The sequence below is a fragment of the Serratia marcescens subsp. marcescens ATCC 13880 genome, assembly GCF_017299535.1.
In the GTDB taxonomy this organism is placed as follows: Bacteria; Pseudomonadota; Gammaproteobacteria; order Enterobacterales; family Enterobacteriaceae; genus Serratia; species Serratia marcescens.
Genome location: NZ_CP071238.1, coordinates 3403210 through 3424765, shown reverse-complemented (window position 1 = coordinate 3424765; position 21556 = coordinate 3403210). Strand labels below are relative to the sequence as shown.

General features: G+C 61.0%; 18 protein-coding genes. 6 read left to right on the top strand and 12 right to left on the bottom strand.

Annotated features, from left to right (window positions below):
* Positions 1-76: 76 nt before the first annotated feature.
* The 4 genes from J0F90_RS16355 to J0F90_RS16340 all read right to left on the bottom strand — a co-directional run bounded on the left by J0F90_RS16355 (position 77) and on the right by J0F90_RS16340 (position 4826).
* Positions 77-1663 (bottom strand): cyclic di-GMP phosphodiesterase, encoded by a 1587-nt coding sequence (locus tag J0F90_RS16355; protein ID WP_033639835.1) that lies wholly within the window; start codon positions 1661-1663, stop codon positions 77-79.
* Positions 1664-2077: 414 nt separating this feature from the next.
* Positions 2078-2653, bottom strand: coding sequence for a bifunctional murein DD-endopeptidase/murein LD-carboxypeptidase (gene mepS / locus J0F90_RS16350; RefSeq protein ID WP_025303553.1), 576 nt, complete (start codon positions 2651-2653; stop codon positions 2078-2080).
* A 410-nt stretch (positions 2654-3063) separates the two neighbouring features.
* Positions 3064-3774 carry a phosphatase PAP2 family protein gene (locus J0F90_RS16345; protein WP_033639836.1) on the bottom strand — a complete coding sequence of 237 codons (711 nt, stop codon included), beginning with the start codon at positions 3772-3774 and terminating at the stop codon, positions 3064-3066.
* 77 nt (positions 3775-3851) lie between these two features.
* The gene (locus tag J0F90_RS16340) at positions 3852-4826 is read right to left on the bottom strand and encodes a CobW family GTP-binding protein (RefSeq protein WP_033639837.1); all 975 of its coding nucleotides are present in this window, start codon (positions 4824-4826) and stop codon (positions 3852-3854) included.
* 319 nt (positions 4827-5145) lie between these two features.
* Here J0F90_RS16340 and J0F90_RS16335 point away from each other — a divergent pair, with 319 nt between their 5' ends.
* Positions 5146-5454 (top strand): type 1 fimbrial protein, encoded by a 309-nt coding sequence (locus J0F90_RS16335; protein WP_033639838.1) that lies wholly within the window; start codon positions 5146-5148, stop codon positions 5452-5454.
* Between the two features lie 62 nt (positions 5455-5516).
* Here the strand turns inward: J0F90_RS16335 and J0F90_RS16330 are convergent, their stop codons facing one another.
* Positions 5517-6989, bottom strand: a complete 1473-nt coding sequence (locus tag J0F90_RS16330) for a mannitol dehydrogenase family protein (RefSeq protein ID WP_033639839.1) — start codon at positions 6987-6989, stop codon at positions 5517-5519.
* A 293-nt stretch (positions 6990-7282) separates the two neighbouring features.
* Here J0F90_RS16330 and uxuA point away from each other — a divergent pair, with 293 nt between their 5' ends.
* Positions 7283-8473 (top strand): mannonate dehydratase, encoded by a 1191-nt coding sequence (gene uxuA, locus J0F90_RS16325; protein ID WP_033639840.1) that lies wholly within the window; start codon positions 7283-7285, stop codon positions 8471-8473.
* Between the two features lie 42 nt (positions 8474-8515).
* Here the strand turns inward: uxuA and yeiP are convergent, their stop codons facing one another.
* Both yeiP and mtr read right to left on the bottom strand, forming a co-directional pair.
* Positions 8516-9088 (bottom strand): elongation factor P-like protein YeiP, encoded by a 573-nt coding sequence (gene yeiP, locus J0F90_RS16320; RefSeq protein ID WP_004935725.1) that lies wholly within the window; start codon positions 9086-9088, stop codon positions 8516-8518.
* A 126-nt stretch (positions 9089-9214) separates the two neighbouring features.
* Positions 9215-10459: a tryptophan permease gene (mtr, locus tag J0F90_RS16315; RefSeq protein ID WP_033639841.1), complete on the bottom strand. Its 1245-nt coding sequence runs from the start codon at positions 10457-10459 to the stop codon at positions 9215-9217.
* A gap of 271 nt (positions 10460-10730) precedes the next feature.
* Here mtr and J0F90_RS16310 point away from each other — a divergent pair, with 271 nt between their 5' ends.
* A complete protein-coding gene (locus tag J0F90_RS16310) occupies positions 10731-10985 on the top strand; it encodes a YkgJ family cysteine cluster protein (protein WP_015378527.1) in 255 nt (84 codons plus the stop codon).
* On the opposite strand, the gene J0F90_RS16305 is transcribed toward J0F90_RS16310, so the two are convergent.
* From J0F90_RS16305 to J0F90_RS16290, 4 genes are all read right to left on the bottom strand, one after another.
* Positions 10982-12157, bottom strand: coding sequence for a sugar efflux transporter (locus J0F90_RS16305; RefSeq protein ID WP_033639843.1), 1176 nt, complete (start codon positions 12155-12157; stop codon positions 10982-10984). The two genes, J0F90_RS16310 and J0F90_RS16305, sit on opposite strands and share 4 nt — an antisense overlap.
* Positions 12158-12311: 154 nt before the next feature.
* Entirely contained in the window at positions 12312-14786 is a 2475-nt protein-coding gene (gene torA / locus J0F90_RS16300) for a trimethylamine-N-oxide reductase TorA (RefSeq protein ID WP_033639844.1), read from the bottom strand.
* A 12-nt stretch (positions 14787-14798) separates the two neighbouring features.
* Entirely contained in the window at positions 14799-15959 is a 1161-nt protein-coding gene (locus tag J0F90_RS16295) for a NapC/NirT family cytochrome c (RefSeq protein WP_033639845.1), read from the bottom strand.
* Between the two features lie 233 nt (positions 15960-16192).
* A complete protein-coding gene (locus J0F90_RS16290; protein WP_016926985.1) occupies positions 16193-16615 on the bottom strand; it encodes a nucleotide triphosphate diphosphatase NUDT15 in 423 nt (140 codons plus the stop codon).
* Between the two features lie 247 nt (positions 16616-16862).
* Here J0F90_RS16290 and fruB point away from each other — a divergent pair, with 247 nt between their 5' ends.
* Genes fruB through fruA form a run of 3 tightly spaced genes read left to right on the top strand, consistent with a single transcriptional unit; the run spans position 16863 to position 20631 of the window.
* Entirely contained in the window at positions 16863-17996 is a 1134-nt protein-coding gene (gene fruB / locus J0F90_RS16285; RefSeq protein ID WP_033639846.1) for a fused PTS fructose transporter subunit IIA/HPr protein, read from the top strand.
* Positions 17993-18934: a 1-phosphofructokinase gene (fruK, locus tag J0F90_RS16280; protein WP_015378523.1), complete on the top strand. Its 942-nt coding sequence runs from the start codon at positions 17993-17995 to the stop codon at positions 18932-18934. Before fruB ends, fruK begins: the two co-directional genes overlap by 4 nt.
* A gap of 11 nt (positions 18935-18945) precedes the next feature.
* Entirely contained in the window at positions 18946-20631 is a 1686-nt protein-coding gene (gene fruA / locus J0F90_RS16275; RefSeq protein ID WP_033639847.1) for a PTS fructose transporter subunit IIBC, read from the top strand.
* 61 nt (positions 20632-20692) lie between these two features.
* On the opposite strand, the gene nfo is transcribed toward fruA, so the two are convergent.
* Entirely contained in the window at positions 20693-21532 is an 840-nt protein-coding gene (gene nfo / locus J0F90_RS16270; protein ID WP_033639848.1) for a deoxyribonuclease IV, read from the bottom strand.
* Positions 21533-21556: the final 24 nt, after the last annotated feature.

Genomic DNA, 21556 nt, shown 5'->3' with positions numbered 1-21556 from the left:
CCTGCTGTGGAATAAAGTACAGCCTGCGCCCAGCATAACATTCTTCGGGCGGGCGCAGGGTAAAGATGCTTAAAGATTAACTATTTTTTTCCTGATAATCAAAGACCTGATGAGTATTGCAGTAAGCGACGAAATCATCGATGCTCAGCGGCTTGCTGAAGTAGTACCCCTGCATGAAATTGACGCCGTGCTCTTGCAGGAACTGCATCTGCTCGGCGGTTTCCACGCCCTCGGCCACCGTCAGCATTTTCAGCTTTTTCGCCAGCGAGATCACCGCATCCAGCACCGGCGCGGTGACCGTATCCTGGCCGATGGTGTTGACGAAGCCACGGTCAATCTTCAGATAATCCATGGTGAAGCGCTCAAGATAGATCAACGCGCTGTGCCCGGTGCCAAAATCGTCCACTGCGATCTCGATGCCCTGTTTGTGCAGCCAGTCAAACTCCGCCAGCGCGCTCTCTTCTTCCACCATGCCGCGTTCGGTGATTTCAAACACCAGCGTAAAGTAATCGCCCGGCAGCTGCGTCAACAGTTCATACACGTCCTGGTGGAACGACGGCGCGCTGAGGTGGGCGGGGGAAATGTTGAGGCCAACTTTACCTCCCCGTGGCAGCGCTTTGGCGAGCTGTGGCACATCTTCGGCGATCAGCCTGAACAGGTGGCGGGTAAGCGGCACGATCAGCCCGTTGCTTTCGGCGTAGGGGATAAAGACATCGGGCGGGATACGGCCCTCGATCGGATGCTGCCAGCGGATCAGCGCTTCCAGCCCGCCGATGCTGTTGCTGTCGGTATGGAACACCGGCTGGTATTCGATAAAGAACTCGTTGCGCTTGATGCCACGCAGCAGCGCGCGTTCCGGGCTTTGCCGCAGCAGCAGCATGTAGTAGCAGAGTACGCCGGTCATCAATGACAGCACCAAGCTGCCCAGCAGCGTCAGGCGAATGTCGTTGGGGGTCAGTTTCTCGTTGTAGAACAGGATGGTCAGCGGCAGATTGGGCATCGTCAGGGTATCCGCCTTGCCCTTCGGCAGCTGATTGACCGGCATCAGGTTCGGGCTGAAAGTGGTCAGCGCGCGGTTGCCCATCACGATGGCGATGCCCGGCGCCTGTTCGTCGTGCGAGGTGAACAGCAGGTAGGGCATCAGATCGATGTCCAGCGTAGCGAGGATGCCGGTGGCCTTTTCGCCGGGATGCCGCAGCCAAATCGCAACCGCCGGTTTGTTTGGCACCATCGGCGTACCCTGCTGCAGCTTGAGATCCAGAGGCAGATCCCAGTCGATATCCTGGTAGATATTTTTCATCGGCAACATCATGTCGCCCGTGGCGGAGGAGCAATAGGCGTAGCCGTCCTTCACCAACAGGAAGGTGCGCACGCCGCTGGTAAAGGCCGCCTGGTAGGTAATGTCCGACTGGCTGGAGAGGCAAGGCTTGTCCAGCAGCGGCATCATTTGCCGCATCACCGCCGTCAGATGCGAGATATAACCCAGCGTGAACTTTTGCGTGCGCGCTTCGACCTTATGTTGATATTGCGTGCGCTGGTGATTGATCAAAGAAAGCGTGACCGCGGTGAATAGCGTAAAAAATACCAGGGCGGCGACACCGCTTTTAGCCAGGCTGCGTTGTCGGTGAGACACGCTGCGGGCGAAAGCTCTTTTCAAGCCCATAACCGAGCCCTCTGCAACAGGGCGTCAGGCGTGTCGCGCAGCCAGTTAATGGATTGTGCCAGCGGCTTTTTTTTCATTTTTGCCTTTTTATCCCGTACCAACCGGCGGCGCCGTTTAAATATGCGGCGTCGCCGACAGAAATATCATGCGCATAATATCAGCGGAAACGTTTTAAATAACGCCGGGGCGCCGTTGCCGTCATCTGACGATAATAGGCGAGTTTTTCCTCGACGGCGCGATTTCCTGCCAACAGTTTATCAAAATAACGACGTGCGGCAGTGTTAAGTGGGGAACGGTGACGATAAGGCAGGGATCAATCTTGATGATACCCGTTCGACAGCCCAAAAAAAAACGCCGCCCGTGGGCGGCGCTTATCGCTCGTTTGGTATTCAGGATCTTCAGGGCGTTGCGCCGTCAGCCGTTGGTCAGCACCCGGCGCGCTTCTCGATAACGTTTATTCCAATAGTTATCGGTCAGCTTGGAAATCATGACCCCACTGCTGGTGGAGGCGTGAACGAACTGATCGTTGCCTAAATAGATGCCGACATGGCGCCCGGTAGAACCGGCGCGGAACAGCACCAAATCGCCGGCGCGCAGCTTGGTGCGCTGGATTTTCTTGCCGAGATCTTCCTGTTCATAGGTTGAACGCGGTAAATCCATGCCGAACTGTTCGCGGAAGGTGCGCTGTACAAACGCCGAGCAATCGATGCCGCGCTTGGTGTCACCGCCTAAGCGGTAGCGAACGCCTTTCCAGTCCGCGTACTGATCCATAATCTTTGACTTGACGTCAACGTTGCGGACCATCGCTTCGAATTCATCCTGAGAGGCTTGCAGTAAAAGACCGTCTTTGTCATTAACTGCACGCATCTCAGTTTGTGCGTTATTCAAGTTCGAAGTGTGAGTCGAGCTGCACGCTGACAGCATAACCGCAGCGGCAATTGCAGGGACTACCCGCAAAAAATATCTCAGAAACGGTTGAGATTTGACCATTGTTGTTGTTTTCCCTTGAAGTCCTTAACGACGAAAGTCGCTACCTGAAAAATGCCAAACGAAACGAGCCTAGTCCGCACCTGTTGCATCGACAACCAGTTACCGTTGAAAACGTGCGAGAACGCACATTTTTATCGGATTTCATACTGATTCGACTTAAACCAGGCACAAACGCATCTGAGATTACCGGAACCAATAGGGGATTGCGAGCCTTTTTCCCGTCTTTTTTATATGAATTTGTGATGTAACATAATGTAAATCTTCATATAAAAAACGCCAATTGTCCGATGTATGAATCTGGCGTGAAATCAGGTTGCAAAAGCGTTAACGAACGGCGGGGAAATTTTTGCGCGCGGCGAGGGGGAGAGGACGGGAGGCGGGCGCCTCCCGGAATGAGTCATAGACACAAATTATGGTTGGCCGGGGCGGTGCTTGCCGGGCAACAGGCGATTCAACCGATCGACGATCCAGTCGCTGCAAGGCGTTATCAGCACCCAGCTGGCGCCAACCAGCACTACGGACAATGAGCCGACGGCGATATCGGTAAACCAGTGGGCGCCAATCATCACGCGCGGCAATGAGAAGACCACCGTAATCAGCAGGGCGACGGCGAAGGCGCCGCGGCCGAAATAGCGCAGCATAAAGCAGGAAAAAATAATCAGCATCATGCCGTGATCGCCGGGGAAGCTGTCGCCGGAAGCGTCCTTGGTGGGGATGCCGGTCAGCTCGCTGACGCGATGGATATTGTCAAAGGTCAGGGTGGGGCTTGGATGTTTCACCGGCAGCAGGTGGCCAAGCTGGTTCAGCACCACGGCGGTCAGCAGCATCACCACGCCGGTGATCACCAGGCGGCGGCGGCCGGCGGCGTCCTGCTTCAGATAAAAGTACAGATACAGCAGCCCCATGGCGAGCAGCGAGATCGCGTCGAACGCGCGGTTGTTGGTGATGGCGACCAGATGTAAAAACGCCGGGTCGGTGGCCAGATGGCGGTTAAAGAAGAAGAAAATCGCCGAATCCAGGGTAAACCAGCCGCCGTGATTGGCCGGCAGGAACCAGGACAGAAACAGCGCAACGCCCAGTAAGTTGAAGAAGAGAATGAGGGGTAAATTGCGGCGTGTCATGACATAACCTGTTGGAAAAATGAAAACGAAATAAAACCCGGCTACCCTGCGGCAACCGGGGGGAAACGGTACGGGGTCTAACTTAAACGAATCTTAAACAAGGCGGATTGCAGGGCATTCCAATCGGCATTTTCGCTGTGGGTAAGCTCAATTCGGCTGTCGAGCGGCGCGACCGGGCGGGTTTCGATGTTGAGATCCTGCCCCTGACGATTGATCAGCAATGTGCCTTCGGGGATCCGCACCACGCCTTTGGCGCGTTCGACCGGCGCGAGTCGCACCCATTCCATGAAACCGACGGTGTCGAACCGGGTATCGCCGTCAAAAATCCAGCCACAGCTGGTGAAGCCTTGCCCTTCATTCAACGCTCGCCGCCAGCGGGCGTGCTCCGGCAGCCGCAGCGCCGCCAGCCCCTGCTTTTTCGCCTGACCATGATGATGCTGCGCGTCCGGCAATTCTGTACGATTCGTGCGCGGAAGTGACAACAGCGCGACATCCGCTTCGCCTTGCGCGATGGCATAGCAGGGCCGTTGCAGCGGGTCTTGCGCCTTCCAGGCCTCCAGCGCCAGCTTGTCTTCCGGCCGGTAGGTATCGCTTTTGCTGGCCAAAATAATATCGGCCGCGGCCAGCTGATCTCGGAAGTTTTCGTTGTCGCGGTAGCGGGGCTGGCTGAGCTGGCGGGCATCCAGCAGGCACAGGGTGGCCTGCAGATCGATCCAGCCGGCATAACTCTCCTGGGTCAGCAGCGACAGGATTTGTTTCGGATGCCCGAGCCCGGTCGGCTCGATCAGCAGCCGATCCGGTTTGGCCTGCTGCAACAGCATATTCAAGCCCACCTGCATCGGCAGGCCGTTGACGCAGCACATGCAGCCACCGGGGATCTCTTTGAGCACCGCGCCGCTGTCCGCCAGCAGCGCGCCGTCAATACCGATCTCGCCGAACTCATTGACCAATACCGCCCAGCGTTCATGTTCGGGCTTATGAGCCAGCAAATGGCGGATAGTGGTGGTTTTGCCGCTGCCGAGGAAACCGGTAATCAAATTGGTTTTGGTCATTAATAATTCCTGGCGCAAAAATTAACCTGCTTAATAAATGAGTTACGCAGCCGTATCGGTGAAACGGCCGCGATTTAAATTTGTGCTCTATCTCGCAAATTTTGCACGTCACCATGCGCTTTTCAACCGACAAAATCCACCGTTTATAACAAGAAAATTCTTAGATAAGACCCTGTATTAGAGGCGGTTAACTTTTGTTAGTAGCTTGTTTTTACATTGTTAATGACGAGATTAACGATCAAATCTCGTCCCTTTCCTTGCGATTATTCCTAACAAGATCCTCTATGGTTAAATTGGCTTAACTAAAAATGAGGTTGCCATGAATGCCTTTCGGTTATTTTTGATCGTAGGAATGTTGTTTTCATGGACGGCAGTGAGTCATGCAGGAGTGGCCGGCGGGGTAATTCGCTTCGTCGGTTCTATCGTTGAAAGTCCTTGCACGGTCAATATTGCAGATTCTAAGGCGAATACGCAATGTTACCGCAACGGCCAGCGTTATCAGGCCCAGCAAGCGTTGTCAGGTTTTGATACTACACGCAAAGAACTTCCGCTAAATCTAGGCACAACCGAAATGAAGTGGGTGGACCAACAGAAGAAACTCGCTGTTATGACGGTCGTTTATCGTTAAGTCGTTCCGCCATGCCGGCGTAACGTTACGCCGGCATGGTTATTCTCGGCCCTGCAGGCTCCTCACCGCATCACCCACTCCTTCACCGTTTCACGCGCGCCGCGATCGCGCAGCGACAAATAGGCTTGCGTCACCGCTTCGGTAAATGCCGCATGCGCCGCCAGCGCTTCGCCGAATACCGATTTCAACGCCAACAGCGCCGCTACGCGCCGCCGATCGTCCGGCGTTGCGGCGATCGTCTGCTTCAGCACGTCTGCCAGCGGATCGCGAATGTCGATCGGCTCACCGGCGTCATCGACGCCGCCGACGTAACGCATCCAGCCCGCCACGCCCAGCGCCAGCCCGCTATAGTCGCCACCGTGCCGCAGATGCCAGCGCACGGCATCCAGCAGGCGCTGCGGCAGTTTCTGCGTGCCGTCCATGGCGATCTGCCAGGTGAGGTGTTGCAGCGCCGGATTGCTGAAGCGCGCGATAAGCCGTGCGGCATAGTCGGGCAGGCTGATGCCGGTGACGCTCAGCGTCGGCGTCTGTTCGTCCAGCATCAACCGCAGGGCGGCGCGGCGGTAGTGCTCATCCGCCATGCACTCGTTGATATAGCGGTAGCCGCCCAGGTAGCCTAAGTAAGCCAGGAACGAGTGGCTGCCGTTCAGCATGCGCAGTTTCATGTGTTCAAACGGCAGCACATCGCTGACCAACTGGGCGCCGGCCAACTCCCACGCCGGGCGTCCGGCGGTGAAGTTGTCTTCCACTACCCATTGAATGAAGGGCTCGCAGGCGATGGCGCATTCGTCGCGCACGCCGCCCAGCGCGGCGGCGATCTCATCCAGCGTGGCCGGCGTGGCGGCCGGCACGATGCGATCCACCATGGTGCAGGGGAAGGTGGCGGCGGTGGCGATCCAGTCGGCGAGCGACGGATCCCGCGCCTGCGCCAGATCGAGCACCGCCCGGCGCAACACGTGGCCGTTCTCCGGAATATTGTCGCAGGAAAGCAGGGAGAAGGCGGGCAGGCCGCGTTCGCGCCGCAACCGCAGCGCTTCCACCAAAATGCCGGGCGCGGTCTGCGGCTGATGCGGCCACGCCAGATCGGCGACGATCCCCGAATGCTGTCGATCCAACCGTCCGCTGCCGGGTTCGATGCAGTAGCCTTTTTCGGTGATGGTCATCGAGACGATCGCCACCTGCGGTTCGGCCAGCTTCTCCAGCACCGCGGCGATGCCCTCCAGCTTGCGGTGCAGGCTCTCATGCACCGCGCCGACCACGATGGCCTGATGGCCGTCCGCGCCTTTCTCCAGCACGCTGTACAGATGATCCTGTTGCCGCAGCGCCTCAAACAGCGGCACGCCGCCGGAAAGACTGATCTCGCAAATGCCCCAGTCGCCGCCGTGGGCGTTCAGCACCCGATCGGTCAGCAGCGCCTGATGCGCGCGGTGGAACGCGCCGAAGCCAAGGTGCACGATGCGGCTGCGCAGGGCCCGGCGGTCATAGCCCGGCTGCCGTACGGCGCCCGGCAGCGGGGTGTTGGCGATCGTTTTCATCTCATCTCCAAAGCATGTAAGACAGCTGGCGGGCCACTTGCGCCAAGTTAGCAGACCAGTTTTCTGCCACATAGACAGGGTGGCGCCGGTGATAAAAAACTGCGACCAGTGTAAGGATGTCGGCCGGTTAAAGGAATTGGTCAGTCCAAAATAAGCCAGAAGCGTGAAGTGGATCAACCAATGAGGGGTTCGGTTTTGACAGCGCGTGGCGAAAGAGTAAGTTAAAGATAACTGACATCTAAATTAAACTGGTATAACAACATTGCGGTGCGAGACAGGCATAAGGACAATACATGGAACAAACATGGCGTTGGTATGGCCCGAACGATCCGGTTTCTTTGGACGACGTGCGTCAGGCCGGGGCGACCGGGGTGGTGACGGCGCTGCATCATATCGCGAACGGCGAAGTCTGGCCGATCGACGAGATCCGCGCGCGGCAGGCGCTGTTGGCGGAAAAGGGGCTGGTGTGGTCGGTGGTGGAGAGCGTGCCGGTACATGAGGCGATCAAAACTCACAGCGGCGACTGGCGGCGGTACATCGCCAATTACCAGCAGTCACTGCGCAATCTGGCGGCCTGCGGCATCGACACCGTCTGCTACAACTTCATGCCGATCCTCGACTGGACGCGCACCGATCTGGCCTATCCGCTGCCGAACGGCGCCAAAGCGCTGCGTTTCGATCAGATCGCCTTCGCTGCGTTCGAGCTGCATATCCTGCAGCGCGCCGGCGCCGAGGCCGACTATACGCCGCAAGAGCGCAGTCAGGCGGCGGCCTATTTCGCCGCCATGAGCGAGGAGGAGAAAGCCACGCTGACGGGCAATATCATCGCCGGGCTGCCTGGGGCGGAAGAAGGTTATACGTTGGAGCAGTTCCGCCGCCGTCTGGCGGAATACGACGGCATCGACAAGGCGCAGCTGCGCGAAAACATGGCGGTCTTTCTGCGCGCCATCGTGCCGGTGGCGGAAGAGGCCGGCATCCGGCTGGCGGTGCATCCCGACGATCCGCCGCGGCCGATCCTCGGCCTGCCGCGCATCGTCTCCACGATTGAAGACATGCAGTGGCTGAAGCAGACCGTCGACAGCATTCATAACGGCTTCACCCTGTGCACCGGTTCCTACGGCGTGCGCGCCGACAACGATCTGGTGCGGATGATTGAAACCTTCGGCGATCGCATTCACTTTACCCACCTGCGCGCCACCTGCCGCGAGGAAAACCCGAAAAGCTTCCACGAGGGGGCGCATCTGCAGGGCGATGTGGACATGGTGGCGGTGATCGAAGCGATCCTGACCGAAGAACTGCGTCGGCAGCGGGCGGGCGATCGGCGGCCGATCCCGATGCGCCCCGATCATGGGCATCAGATGCTGGACGATTTGAAAAAGAAAACCAATCCGGGCTATTCGGCCATCGGGCGGTTGAAAGGGCTGGCGGAGCTGCGCGGCGTCGAGCTGGCGCTCAAGCGGCGCTTTTTCCCGGAATTGCCGTAGCGGAAAATGAAACGGGGCCGAGCATCGGCCCCGCTGGCGCGACTAGTCGGCGCGGCTCATGTAGCGGCGTTCGGCGATATGAATGCGGATCTTGTCGCCGGCGCTGAGGTATTCCGGCACATGGATCACCAGACCGGTCGCCATGGTGGCCGGTTTGTTGCGGGCGCTGGCGGAAGCGCCTTTGATGCCCGGCGCGGTCTCGACGATTTCCATATCCACGGTCTGCGGCAGCTCCAGCGCCAGCACCTGGCCATCCAGCGTCAGCACCTGCATGCCCGGCAGGCCGCCTTCCGGAATGAACAGCAGCTCGTCTTCGATCTGGTCTTTCTTGAAGATGTACGGCGTGTAATCTTCGTCATCCATGAACACGTATTCTTCGCCGTCGATATAGGAGAAGTTCACCTTGCGGCGCGACAGGGAAATGGTGTCCAGGATATCGTCGCCCTTGAAGCGTTCTTCCACTTTCAGGCCGGTGCGCACGTCGGAGAAGCGCATTTTGTACAGGGTGCTGGCGCCGCGGGCGCTCGGGCTCTGCACGTCGATATCTTTTACCAGCAGCAGCTTGCCGTTGTAGCTGATCGCCATGCCGCGCTTAATTTCGTTAGCTCTTGCCATTTCAATTCATCCGCAATGAAGAGTATTAGAGAAGTTGCGACAAGGTACTCGCGCCGCCGATTTCAGGCAATAGCCCGGCGTAAAAACAGTGCGGGAAAGGGAGAGCAGGCGCTCTCCCTTCGAGGATTACCGGAAGACCGGCAGCAGGCCGAACAGCGACAGAATATGCGCGGCGGCGTTGATCAACCCGAACAGGATGACGAACAGGATCACGCCGTTGCCGCCCGGCGCGCGGTAACCGGCCTGCGGATAGCGGCGGCGGCTGGCGCGCGCCATCAGCGCCGGCACGATCACCGCCCAGACGGTGGCCGCCAGCCCGGCGAAGCCGATGGCGTACAGGAAACCGTTCGGGAACAGCAGCGCGGCCAGGGTCGGCGGCACAAAGGTCACCAGCGCGGTCTTGCTGCGCCCGACGGCGTCGTCCTTGAACTTGCAGAAGTCCGCCAGGTAGTCGAACAGGCCCAGCGACACGCCGAGGAACGAGCTGGCCAGCGCCATATAGGAGAAGGCGTTCAGCAGTTGGCTGACGGTTTGGCTGCTGGAGACGTTGCCCATTTGCTTGAGCAGGCTGCCGATGTTGCCGCCCTCGGCGATCACCTGCTTAAAGGCGTCGCGCGCGATATTGCCCTGGATCACATACTGCCACAGGATGTAGATCGCCAATGCCAGCAGGGTGCCGTACACCAGGCTGCGCACCACGGAGCCGCTGTCCTTGCGGTAGTACTTCACCAGCCCGGGAATGTTGCCGTGGTAGCCGAATGAGGTCAGCAGGTAAGGCAGCGCCGCCAGGGCGTAAGGCAGATAGCTGGCCTGGTCATCGCCGGTGTTGAACAGCACCGCGGGCTGCACGTGGGTAAACATGTCGCCCACCGACATCACGAAGGTGATCACCATACCGCCGATCAGAATGGTGCTCAGGCGGTCGACCGCGCGGGTGGAGAGCCAGACGATAAACGCCACGACCAGCGCGAACACCAGGCCGGCGGTGGTCTGGCCGACGCCGACGATGCCCTCCAGCGTGTGCGCGATGATCGAGCCGCCGGCCGAGATATAGGCGTAGGTCAGGATGTACAGCACGAACGCCACCGACAGGCCGTTCACGGCGTTCCAGCCTTTGCCCAGCAGATCCTTGACCATGGTGTTGAAGCTGGCGCCGCTCGGGTAGTGCAGCGTGGCTTCGAGGATCATCAGGCCGGAAAGCAGCATGCAGGCCCAGGTATACACCAGCAGCGCGACGGAGCCGCTGAACCAGACACCGGAAGTGACGATCGGAATGGAAAACATGCCGGCGCCAACGGCGGTTCCGGCAATGATCATCGCGCCGCCGAGGACGGAAGGGCGGGCCAGCTTCTGGATGGTGTCCGTAGACATGCGTGCTCCTGAGGGAAGAGGTTCTTTTGTACTAGCTCAATGGTACATGTGTGTATGGCGCATGTAAAGCGTAGGAATTGCACGCTTCACGCGTTTTTGTCTTTAAATTGCGGCTTTTTGGGCGTTTATTCGCCATGCGGCGAATCGGCCGGGGTAAGACGGTTGCGGGACGAGTGTAAAGATCGGCAAGGCGCAGGGATTCTGCTGGCGGCGGCCGCACGCGGCTGCTATTGTCGCGCTTCTTTTCCCCAGCCCGCCAGGAGTAGCGCTGATGGACTGTCGCAGCGACTGCGGCGCCTGCTGTATCGCGCCGTCAATATCCAGCCCGATCCCCGGCATGCCAAACGGCAAGCCCGCCAATACCCGCTGCATTCATCTGGATGAGCGGCTGCGCTGCGGCCTGTTTCATTCGCCGCTGCGGCCGAAGGTGTGCGGCAGCCTGCAGCCGAGCCGCGACATGTGCCACGATCACCGCGATCAGGCGCTGATTTATCTCGCCAGGCTGGAAGCGGACACCGCGCCTTAAGCGTCTTTCAACCGCCACAGACACAGCGTCGCGCCTGCCGCCATCGCCAGCGCGGCGTAAAACACCGCATGGTAGCTCCAGATTTCCGCCACCGCGCCGGCGAGGGCGCCGGCGATGATCCAACCCACCCGAATGGTATTGGTGAACAGCGTGGTGGCCGTGCCGGCCTGACCGGGCATCAAATCCTGGAAATAGAGCATGCCGATCCCCGCCAGCACGCCGATAAACGCCGCATTCAGCAGCTGCAGAGCGATGAGTTGCCCACTGCCGGTGATAAGCAGCAGACCAGCGTAGAACAGCACGCCGGCGGCCACCGCCACGCGCATCAGGAAACGCTTGCCGCAGCGGTTCGCCGCCAGCCCGGCGAGCAGCATGATCGGGATCTCCAGCCCGGCGGCGGCGCCCATCAATATCCCGGCCAGCCGCTCCGGCAGCCGCAGTTCGTGCACCACATACAGCGGCATAGTGATCAGGTACATGCTGTTGGCGGTCCACATCAGGGTGCAGGCGGCGAACAGCAGCAGCGCATCGCGGCGATGCTGGCGCGGCGCGGCCAGCGGGGCGCCCGTCGCGACGGCTTTCGGCATCGAAGGCAACCGCTGCCACACCAGCAGGCCGCACAACACAAAGGCCGCCGCGCCCGCCAGATACAGGGTCTTGAAGCCGAATCCCAGCGCCAGCGCGAAGGCGATCGGCGGGCCGATTACCCAGGCGAGCGAGACCTGGGCGCGCATGATAGAGGTGAACATCACCGCCTCGCGCCCGGTACGATCGGCGTGTTCGCGCGCCAGCGCGAACATTTGCGGGTTAGCGGTGGAGCCGAAGCTGGTGAGCAGCACGCCGACGAGCAGCAGCAGGTAATAGTTGCGGCTCCAGGCGAACAGGGTGAATCCCAACGCGCCCAGCATGCAGCAGAGGAAGATCAGTGATTTGCGGTCGCCTTTTTTATCCGAACGGCCGGCGAGAAACTGGCTGACCAGAATGCCGATCACCGCGCTGCCGGTAAAGAATAGCCCGACCAGCGCCGGCCGCACCTTGACTTCGGTTTCCAGAAACAGGCTCAGCGTCGGGGTTTGCAACGCGCCGGCGATACCGGTTAGGAAGGCCACCGCCAAAAAGGCCAGCGAAGTGAGATCGGGCGTGCGTCGCGTTACTGCGGATGAAGTTGGCATGGCGGTTGATAATTCGTCGAAAAAGGGAGCTCGCGCGCATCATACGCCCGTTGAAATGAAACGCAAACCGCTATCCCTCGGCGCAGAGTAAGCGACTCTGTCGCGCGGCGACGAGAAAACAGGGGCGCGCCGCGCCCCCTTGCTTGCCGGTAAATCAGGCGCCTTGCGGCACCGCGTGTGCGGTATTTTTCAGCGCCGGCCCCTGATATTTCTCGATCTGCAGCTGCGCCATCTGCCCGCAGTTGCCCTGCGCCAGGCTGGAAGAGCCGATGTCGAAGGTCAGGCAGTTGACGTTGCCGTTCTTGCACAGCGAGCCGGGCTGCGCCGGATCGGCCGGATCGAACCAGGCGCCTTCGCTGATGCGCACCACGCCGGGCCGCACGTCTTCGCTGACCACCGCCCCCACCAGGATCTGGCCGCGATCGTTAAACGCCCGCACCAGATCGCCGCCGGTGATGCCGCGCGGCTGCGCGTCCTGCGGGTGGATCAAGATCGCCTCACGATCCGCCACCGCGTATTTCTTGCGCAGCGGCGTATTGTCGAGCTGGGAATGCAGCCGATTGGTCGGGTGCGCGGTATTGAGCGACAGCGGATACTTGGCCGCTTCCGGCCCGCGATACCACTCGTGCGGCGGCATCCAGGTCGGGATGCCGGGGCAATCCGCATAATGCATTTTGGCGATGGCATCGGAGTAGATCTCGATCTTGCCCGACGGCGTGCCCAGCGGGTTCAGCAGCGGGTTGTCGCGATAGTCGGCAAAGCGCACCCACTGCTTATTGGCCTCCGGCACCGGGAAACGCACGTAGTTGTTGGATTGCCAGAACATGTCGAACGGCGGCAGCGCCACCCGCGCGGCGCGCGCCTGGTTTTTCATGTCGTCGTACATGCCTTTCAGCCACTGGGTTTCGTCCTTGCCTTCGGTAAAGGCTTCCTGCACGCCCAGCCTGGCCGCCATCGCCGAGAAGATGTCGAAGTCGCTGCGCGATTCGTGCTGCGGCGGCACGCATTGATGCATCGGGAACACGTAGAGCTGCGAATAGTCGCCGCCCATTTCCAGATCGTTGCGCTCGTAGCTGGTGGTGGCCGGCAGCACGATATCGGCATGCTTGGCGGTGGCGGTCCAGTAAGGCTCGTTGACCACGATGGTGTCCGGCCGCTGCCAGGCTTTGACCAGGTTATTGGTGTCCTGATGCTGGTGGAAAGTGTTGCCGCCCGCCACATACACCATTTTCACCTCGGGGTAGGTGACCTTGGCGCCGTTGAAGTCGATGGTTTTGCCCGGATTGCTCAGGCATTCGGCGATGCGCGCCACCGGGATCGGCGCCGGCGAGTTCTTCGGCGCATTGCCGGCGGAGATGCCGGCGATGATGCCGCCCTTGGCGGTCGGGCTGCCGCCGGACGAATAGTGGTAGCTGAAGCCGAAGCCGCCGCCCGGCAGGCCGATTTGGCCGAGCATCGCCGCCACCGTCACCAACAGCCAGTGCTGCTGTTCGCCGTGGTGCTGACGCTGAATGCCCCAGCCGCCCATGATCATGGTGCGGCTCTTCGCCATCTCGCGCGCCAACGCGCGCAGCGTGCCGGCATCGACGCCGCTGATGTCGGCCGCCCATTCGGCGGTTTTCGCCACGCCGTCGTTCTCGCCCAGCAGGTAGGCCTGGAACTTGTCGAAGCCGACGGTATAGGTTTTCAGGAAGTCCGGGTTATGCAGCTTCTCGGTCAGCAGCGTGTGGGCGATGCCGATCAGCATGGCGCCGTCGGTGTAAGGGCGCGGGGCGATCCACTGCGCATTGACGAACTTGGCGCTGTCATTGTGCACCGGATCGATGCTGATCACCCGGGTGCCTTTCTTCTTCAGCGCTTCGAAGCCGGTCTGGCCGACGTGATCCGGCACGTTCCAGCTGTTCTTCAGCGTGACCATCGGGTTGCAGCCCCACAGGATCACCAACTCGCTGTTCTCGATCACGTTCGGCCAGGCGGTCTGCTGTTCGTAGACCTCCATCGAACCGACCACGTGCGACATGATCACCTGCGCCGCGCCGGTGGAGTAGTCGCCGGCGTAGCCGAGGAAACCACCGGTCAGGTTCATCAGGCGCTGCAGCAGCGTGCGGCTGTTGTGCAGCATGCCGACGCTTTTCCAGCCGTAGGAACCGGCGTAGATCGACTGCGGGCCGTGATCTTTCTGCAGGCGAACGATCTCATTGCACACCAGCTCGGTCGCTTTGTCCCAGCTGACGCGCACCCACTCATCGCGGCCGCGCAGCTCGGTGCGGCTGCCGGGGCCGCCTTCCAGCCAGCTTTTGCGCACCATCGGGTATTTGATGCGGTTCTCGGCGTGCACCTGATAAGGCGCCATGGTGATCAGCTCATTGGGATACGGATCGTCCTGCACCGGCTGCACGCCGACCATCTTGCCGTCCTGCACGATGGCCTCAAACGCGCCCCAGTGGGCGCCGGTCAGGATGCCTTTTTGCGCCTGACGCAAGACGATGAACTGCGGCAGCGCTTCGCTGATGGCCTGCGCCAGCGCCGCTTTGGGCCATAAGCCCGCCAGCAGCGGGGCGGCGGTCAGCGCGGCGGCGCCGGTCAGGAAGCGGCGGCGGCTCATTTTTAACGGTTGTTGGTTGCTCATTGCGCTTCTCCCTTAAAGCTTGGCCGGTGTGGCAGGTGGCATGTCGCTGGCGTGTTTTTGTACGTATTGCGTCAGCACGCGCAGCTGTTCCTGCGTCAGCGAGGTGCGCGGCGCCATGCCTTTGATGACGCCGATCCATTGGTTGGCGTTGAAGCGATCGAGCGCGGTCAGCCCGTGGCAGCCGGTGCAGTTGGCCGACATCATGTCCGCGGCGTAACGCCAGATTTTTTGCTGATCGTCGATCAGCTGCTTGCGCGGCAGCCACACCTGCAAAGAAACCTGATGCCAGACCAGGCCGGTTTCCGCATCGGTCTGAGTCGACGCGGTCTTCAGCTGTTGGCGCGCGTCCTCACCCAGCAGCACGCTGAGGATGCGCTTGCCCTGCGCGGCGTAAAACACTTCGCTGACGCCGTCTTGTTGCCAGCCGCTCACGGTGGCCAGCACCTTGTCGCCCTCCTGTTTCACCACCTGCACTTCGGTGGACGGCATCAGGTTGCCGGCGTTATGGCTGTCGTCCGCGCCGAGGAAGAACGGTTCGGTGGCGATGGTGTAGAGGGTGGTGGCGCCCGGGGCGGTCAACGCCGCGGCCTTCGCCAGCTCGGCGGCGCCGGCCTGGGTTTCGCCGCTCATGTCCGGCAGGATGTGGGCCACGCCCTTATGGCAGTCGATGCAGGTCTCGCCCTGTTTGATCGCCACCGGGTGCTGCAGGCGCGCCTCAGGGCGCTGGGCGGTGATGTCCATGGCGTCGTAGCTGTGGCAGGAGCGGCAGGTGGCCGAGTCGTTCTCTTTCAGCGTTTTCCAGACCGACTGCGCCATCGCCAGCTTGTGCGCTTCGTATTTTTCCGGCGTATCGATGGTGCCGACCATCTCGCCGTAAATGTCTTTCACCGCGCGGATCTTGGTCCACAGGTAGTCGATCGGCTGATGGGGCACGTGGCAGTCGGCGCACTCGGCGCGGATGCCCTTGGTGTTTTGGAAGTGGACGCTGCCCTGATATTCGGCCAGCGGCTGTTGCATGGTGTGGCAGGAAACGCAGAAGGCGGTATCGCTGGTTTTATGGAAGACGGTGGCAGTCCCGGCCAACAGCGCCGCGCCGAGGATAATCCCCAGCAGCAAAAGCCATAGCCATCCCCACCGGCGCTTTTTTTCAAAGCCAGTCAGTTTTTTGCTCATGGTAAACCCGCTTATAATTATGAATTTAAAATAAAATCTTGCCAAAAGGCCACCGACCGGAGGTCAGAATGCCACGTCGATTGCAGGGGTAATGATAGAAGAGGGTTAACCCCATAGGGTTATCCGTAGTCAAAAAAATGGCGTATATCGCAAAAAATAGCGTTATGTTCTAAATTATATAGCGGTGGGGCGATGCAGCAGGGAAAGCGAGCGCAGCACGCGCTCGCGATGGGTCAGGCCGTGGGCAGATAGGCCTGGCCGCTCAACCACAGGCGGATCGCCGTGCGGCTGGCTTCGAAATGCGGTTCCGGCAGGGCGTCCGGCGCGCACCAGCGCCATTCGGCGCATTTCTCGGGCTCTTTCAGCTCGGCGTTGCCGCCGGGGTGATCCACCTGCAGGCAGATAGACACGGTGTGTTTGCCTTCGGCGCGCCAGGTTTGCAGATTGTTGCTGACGCCAACGAAGCGCGGCGGATCGATAAGCAACCCGGTTTCTTCGGCGATTTCGCGCTGGGCGCACTGCTCGAAGGTTTCACCGGCATCCAGATGCCCGCCGGGGATCGACCAAAAGGGCGCGTGGGAGCCGCAGCGTTTACCCAACAAAATCTCACCTTGTGGGTTGACGATGATCACCCCGACGCCCGTCACTACGTTCATGCTTTTCTCCGTCAGCAAAGTTTCAGCACAGTATGTCATTTTGCTCCGGCGCTGACCAATGAGCCGATGAAAGTGTGCGTAAGCTCAAAAATCTGCAATGGCGAAAGGGAGAAAGCTTGCTTTCGTCTTGTGCAGCTCACACACTCCTTGAAACGTTTCAGCGTTGTCCGGCCGCTTGTGGCGAACGGATAACGCTCCTTTTTCTCAATGAAGCTGAAACGATTCAATTCAGCAGGAGAGGAGAATCATGTTCCAGTTGTCACCGCAAGACATTCATCTGGGCGCTGTTGCCGACGGTAAGCAAGAGGCCATCCGCCTGGTGGCCGCCGCCCTGACCGACGCCGGCTGCGTCAGCGCCGGCTACGTGGACGGCATGCTGCAGCGCGAACTGCAGACGTCCACCTATCTGGGTAACGGCATCGCCATTCCGCACGGCACCACCGATACTCGCGATCTGGTGTTGAAAACCGGCGTGCAGGTGTTCCAGTTCCCGCAGGGCATTGCGTGGGGCGAAGGCCAGACCGCCTATGTGGCGATCGGCATCGCCGCCCGCTCCGACGAGCATTTGGCGCTGCTGCGCCAGCTCACTCACGTCCTGAGCGATGACAGCGTGGCGGAGCGGCTGGCGCAAACCACCTCTGCGGAGGAACTGCGCAGCCTGCTGATGGGCGAACAGCAGAGCGCCGAATTCCAGTTCGACGTCTCGCTGATTGCGCTCGACGTCGCCGCCGACAGCCTGATGACGCTGCAGGCGCTGAACGCCGGCCGGCTGCAAAAGGCCGGCGCGGTCAACGCGCAGTTCGTCAGTGATGTCATTACCCGCAAGCCGCTGAACCTGGGGCAGGGCATCTGGCTGAGCGACAGCGTCGAAGGCAACCTGGCCAGCGCGGCCACCGTCAGCCGCCCGGCGCAGGCTTTCGTGGAAGACGGCGAGCCGGTGGCGCTGCTGCTGACGGTGTCGGTCGCCGACGCGCAGCCGCTGGCGGTGCTCAACTACCTCAGCGATCTGCTGCTGGCCAGTAAAGCTGAACGTTTGCTGAAGGCGGATGCCGCCGGGGTGCTGGCGCTGCTGACCAGTGAAGTGGCTGAGGAAAGCAGCGTGCTGAGCGCCGAATTCGTGATCCGCAACGAGCATGGTCTGCACGCGCGGCCGGGCACGGCGCTGGTCAACGTGATCAAAAGTTTCAACAGTGACATCACCGTCACCAACCTGGACGGCAGCGGCAAGCCGGCCAACGGGCGCAGCCTGATGAAGGTGGTGGCGCTGGGCGTGAAGAAAGGGCATCACCTGCGCTTTACCGCCAATGGAGAAGATGCTGAAGCCGCGCTGAAGGCGATAGGCGAAGCGATTAATGAAGGACTGGGCGAGGGCGCAGCATGAGCAGAAGAGTAGCAACGATCACCCTGAACCCGGCGTACGATCTGGTGGGTTTCTGCCCGCAGATCGAGCGCGGGGAAGTCAACCGGGTAAAAACCGCCGGCCTGCACGCCGCCGGTAAGGGCATCAACGTCGCCAAGGTGTTGAAGGATTTGGGCATCGACGTCACCGTCGGCGGCTTCCTGGGCAAAGACAATCAGGACGGTTTCCAGCTGCTGTTCAGCGATCTGGGGATCGCCAACCGCTTTCAGGTGGTGCCGGGGCGCACCCGCATCAACGTCAAGCTGACGGAAAAAGACGGCGAAGTGACCGATTTCAACTTCTCCGGCTTCGAAGTGACGCCGCAGGACTGGGATCGCTTCGTCAGCGACTCGCTGAGCTGGCTGGGCCAATTTGACATGGTGGCGGTGAGCGGCAGCCTGCCGGCCGGCGTCGATCCCGACGCCTTTACCGACTGGATGACCCAGCTGCGCGCCAAGTGCCCGTGCATCATTTTCGACAGCAGCCGCGAAGCGCTGGTCGCCGGGCTGAAGGCCTCGCCGTGGCTGGTCAAACCGAACCGCCGCGAGCTGGAAATCTGGGCCGGTCGCCCGCTGCCGACGCTGGCGGACGTGGTCGAGGCCGCGCATGCGCTGCGCGAGCAGGGCATCGCCCACGTGGTTATCTCCCTTGGCGCGGAAGGCGCGCTGTGGGTTAACGCATCCGGCGCCTGGATCGCCAAACCGCCGTCCTGTGAGGTGGTCAGTACCGTGGGCGCCGGCGATTCGATGGTAGGCGGTCTGATTTACGGCCTGCTGATGCGCGAATCCAGCGAACACACTCTGCGTCTGGCCACGGCGGTAGCGGCGCTGGCGGTCAGCCAGAGCAACGTCGGCGTGACCGATCGTCCCCAGTTGGCCGCGATGATGGCGCGCGTCGATCTGAAACCTTTCAATCAATAGCAGGAGGCAGAATGAAAACGCTGCTGATGGTAGACAGTTCGCTGGGGCAGGCCCGTGGCCACCTGGCGAAACGCATGCTGGAGGCCGCCGCGGCCAAAACCGGCCTGACGCTGGTCGAGTCGCTGCAGGACGCCGAACTGGTGGCGGTGGCGGGGCAGGCTGCCCCTGCTGACGCCGGGCTGAACGGCAAATTGGTGTATGTGGGCGATGTAGAACAGGCGGTGCGTGAACCGGACGCTTTTCTGGCGCGCGCCAGGGCCGAAGCTGAAACCTATCAGGCGCCGCAGGCGGCGGCGCCGGTGAAAGCCGATGGGCAAAAACGCATCGTGGCGATCACCGCTTGCCCAACCGGCGTGGCGCACACCTTTATGGCGGCCGAAGCCATTGAAAGTGAAGCGAAGAAACGCGGCTGGTGGGTGAAAGTGGAAACGCGCGGCTCCGTGGGCGCCGGTAACGCCATCACCCCGGAAGAAGTGGCGGCGGCGGATCTGGTGATCGTCGCGGCGGACATCGAGGTGGATCTGGACAAGTTTGCCGGTAAACCGATGTATCGTACTTCCACCGGCCTGGCGCTGAAGAAAACCGCGCAGGAACTGGACAAGGCGCTGGCCGAAGCTGAAGTGTTCCAGCCGCAGCAGCGCGGCGGCGCGGCGCCGGCGGCGAAGAAGAAAGAGGGCAACGGCCCGTATCGTCACCTGCTGACCGGCGTGTCCTACATGCTGCCGATGGTGGTGGCCGGCGGCCTGTGTATCGCGCTGTCTTTCGTGTTCGGCATCAAGGCGTTTGAAGTCAAAGGCACGTTGGCGGCGGCGCTGATGCAGATCGGCGGCGGCTCCGCCTTCGCGCTGATGGTGCCGGTGTTGGCCGGTTTCATCGCCTTTTCCATCGCGGATCGTCCGGGCCTGACGCCGGGCCTGATCGGCGGCATGCTGGCGGTGAGCACCGGCGCCGGGTTCCTCGGCGGCATCATCGCCGGTTTCCTGGCGGGTTACGTCGCCAAGGCGATCAGCAGCAAGCTGCGTCTGCCGCAGAGTATGGAAGCGCTGAAGCCCATCTTGATCATTCCGCTGGTGGCCAGCCTGATCACCGGTCTCATCATGATTTACGTGGTCGGCACGCCGGTGGCGAAAATCATGGAAGGCCTGACCCATTGGCTGCAATCGCTGGGCACCGCCAACGCCGTACTGCTGGGGGCAATCCTCGGCGGCATGATGTGCACCGATATGGGCGGCCCGGTGAATAAAGCGGCCTATGCATTCGGCGTGGCGCTGCTCAGTTCCTCGGTGTATGCGCCGATGGCGGCAATCATGGCGGCGGGCATGGTGCCACCGCTGGCGATGGGTCTGGCGACGCTGCTGGCGCGCCGCAAGTTCCCGAAATCCGAACAGGAAGGCGGCAAGGCGGCGTTGGTGCTGGGGCTGTGCTTCATCACCGAAGGGGCGATTCCGTTCGCCGCCCGCGATCCGATGCGCGTGCTGCCGTGCTGCATCGCCGGCGGGGCGCTGACCGGCGCGCTGTCGATGGCGTTCGGCGCCAAACTGATGGCGCCGCACGGCGGGCTGTTCGTGCTGCTGATTCCGGGCGCGATTTCGCCGGTGCTGCTGTACCTGGTGGCGATCGCCGCCGGCACGCTGTTGGCCGGGGTGGCTTATGCCCTGCTGAAACGTGCTGAAGTACCGGCGGCCAGCGTGGCGTAACGGCGATCCAGCCATAAAAAAACCGGAGCCCAGGCTCCGGTTTTGTCGTTTGGGCGCCGCGTTACTGCTGCGCCTTCAGCCAGGCGATCTCTTCCGCCCAGATGTCCGGGTTTACCGTTTCCAGAATCAGCGGGATATTGTCGAAACGCGGATCGCGCATGATGTAGCTGAACACCGTTTTGCCGATGTTGCCTTCCCCCAGGCTGTGGTGGCGGTCGACGCGGCTGTTGAACTCGCTCTTGGCATCGTTCAGGTGCATGCCGCGCAGGTAATTGAAGCCGACGATGTCGCCAAGCTGCTTAAAAGTGCGCTCGCACTCTTCTTCGGTACGCAGATCGTACCCGGCGGCGAAGGCGTGGCAGGTGTCGATGCAGACGCCGACGCGGCTTTTGTCTTCCACGCCGTCGATGATCGCCGCCAGGTGTTCGAATTTGAAGCCCAGGTTGCTGCCCTGGCCAGCGGTGTTCTCGATCACCGCCGTCACGCCGGCGGTTTTGTCCAGCGCGATATTGATCGATTCGGCGATGCGCGCCAGGCATTTGTCTTCATCGATTTGCAGCAGGTGGCTGCCGGGGTGGAAGTTCAGCAGCGTCAGCCCCAGTTGTTCGCAGCGCTGCAGTTCGTCGATAAACGCCTCGCGTGATTTTTCCAACGCCTCGGTCACCGGGTGGCCCAGGTTGATCAGGTAGCTGTCGTGCGGCAGGATCTGCCCCGGCCCGAAGCCGTACTGGGCGCAGGCGCTCTTGAACTTATCGATAACGTCGGCGGCCAGCGGCGCGGCCTTCCATTGACGCTGATTTTTGGTGAACAGGGCGAACGCGGTCGCCTCCAATTCGTGCGCGCGGATAACCGCCTGATCCACGCCGCCTGACGCGCTGACATGTGCACCGACAAACTTCATCTTCATTCTCCTGTGTTATCGGTG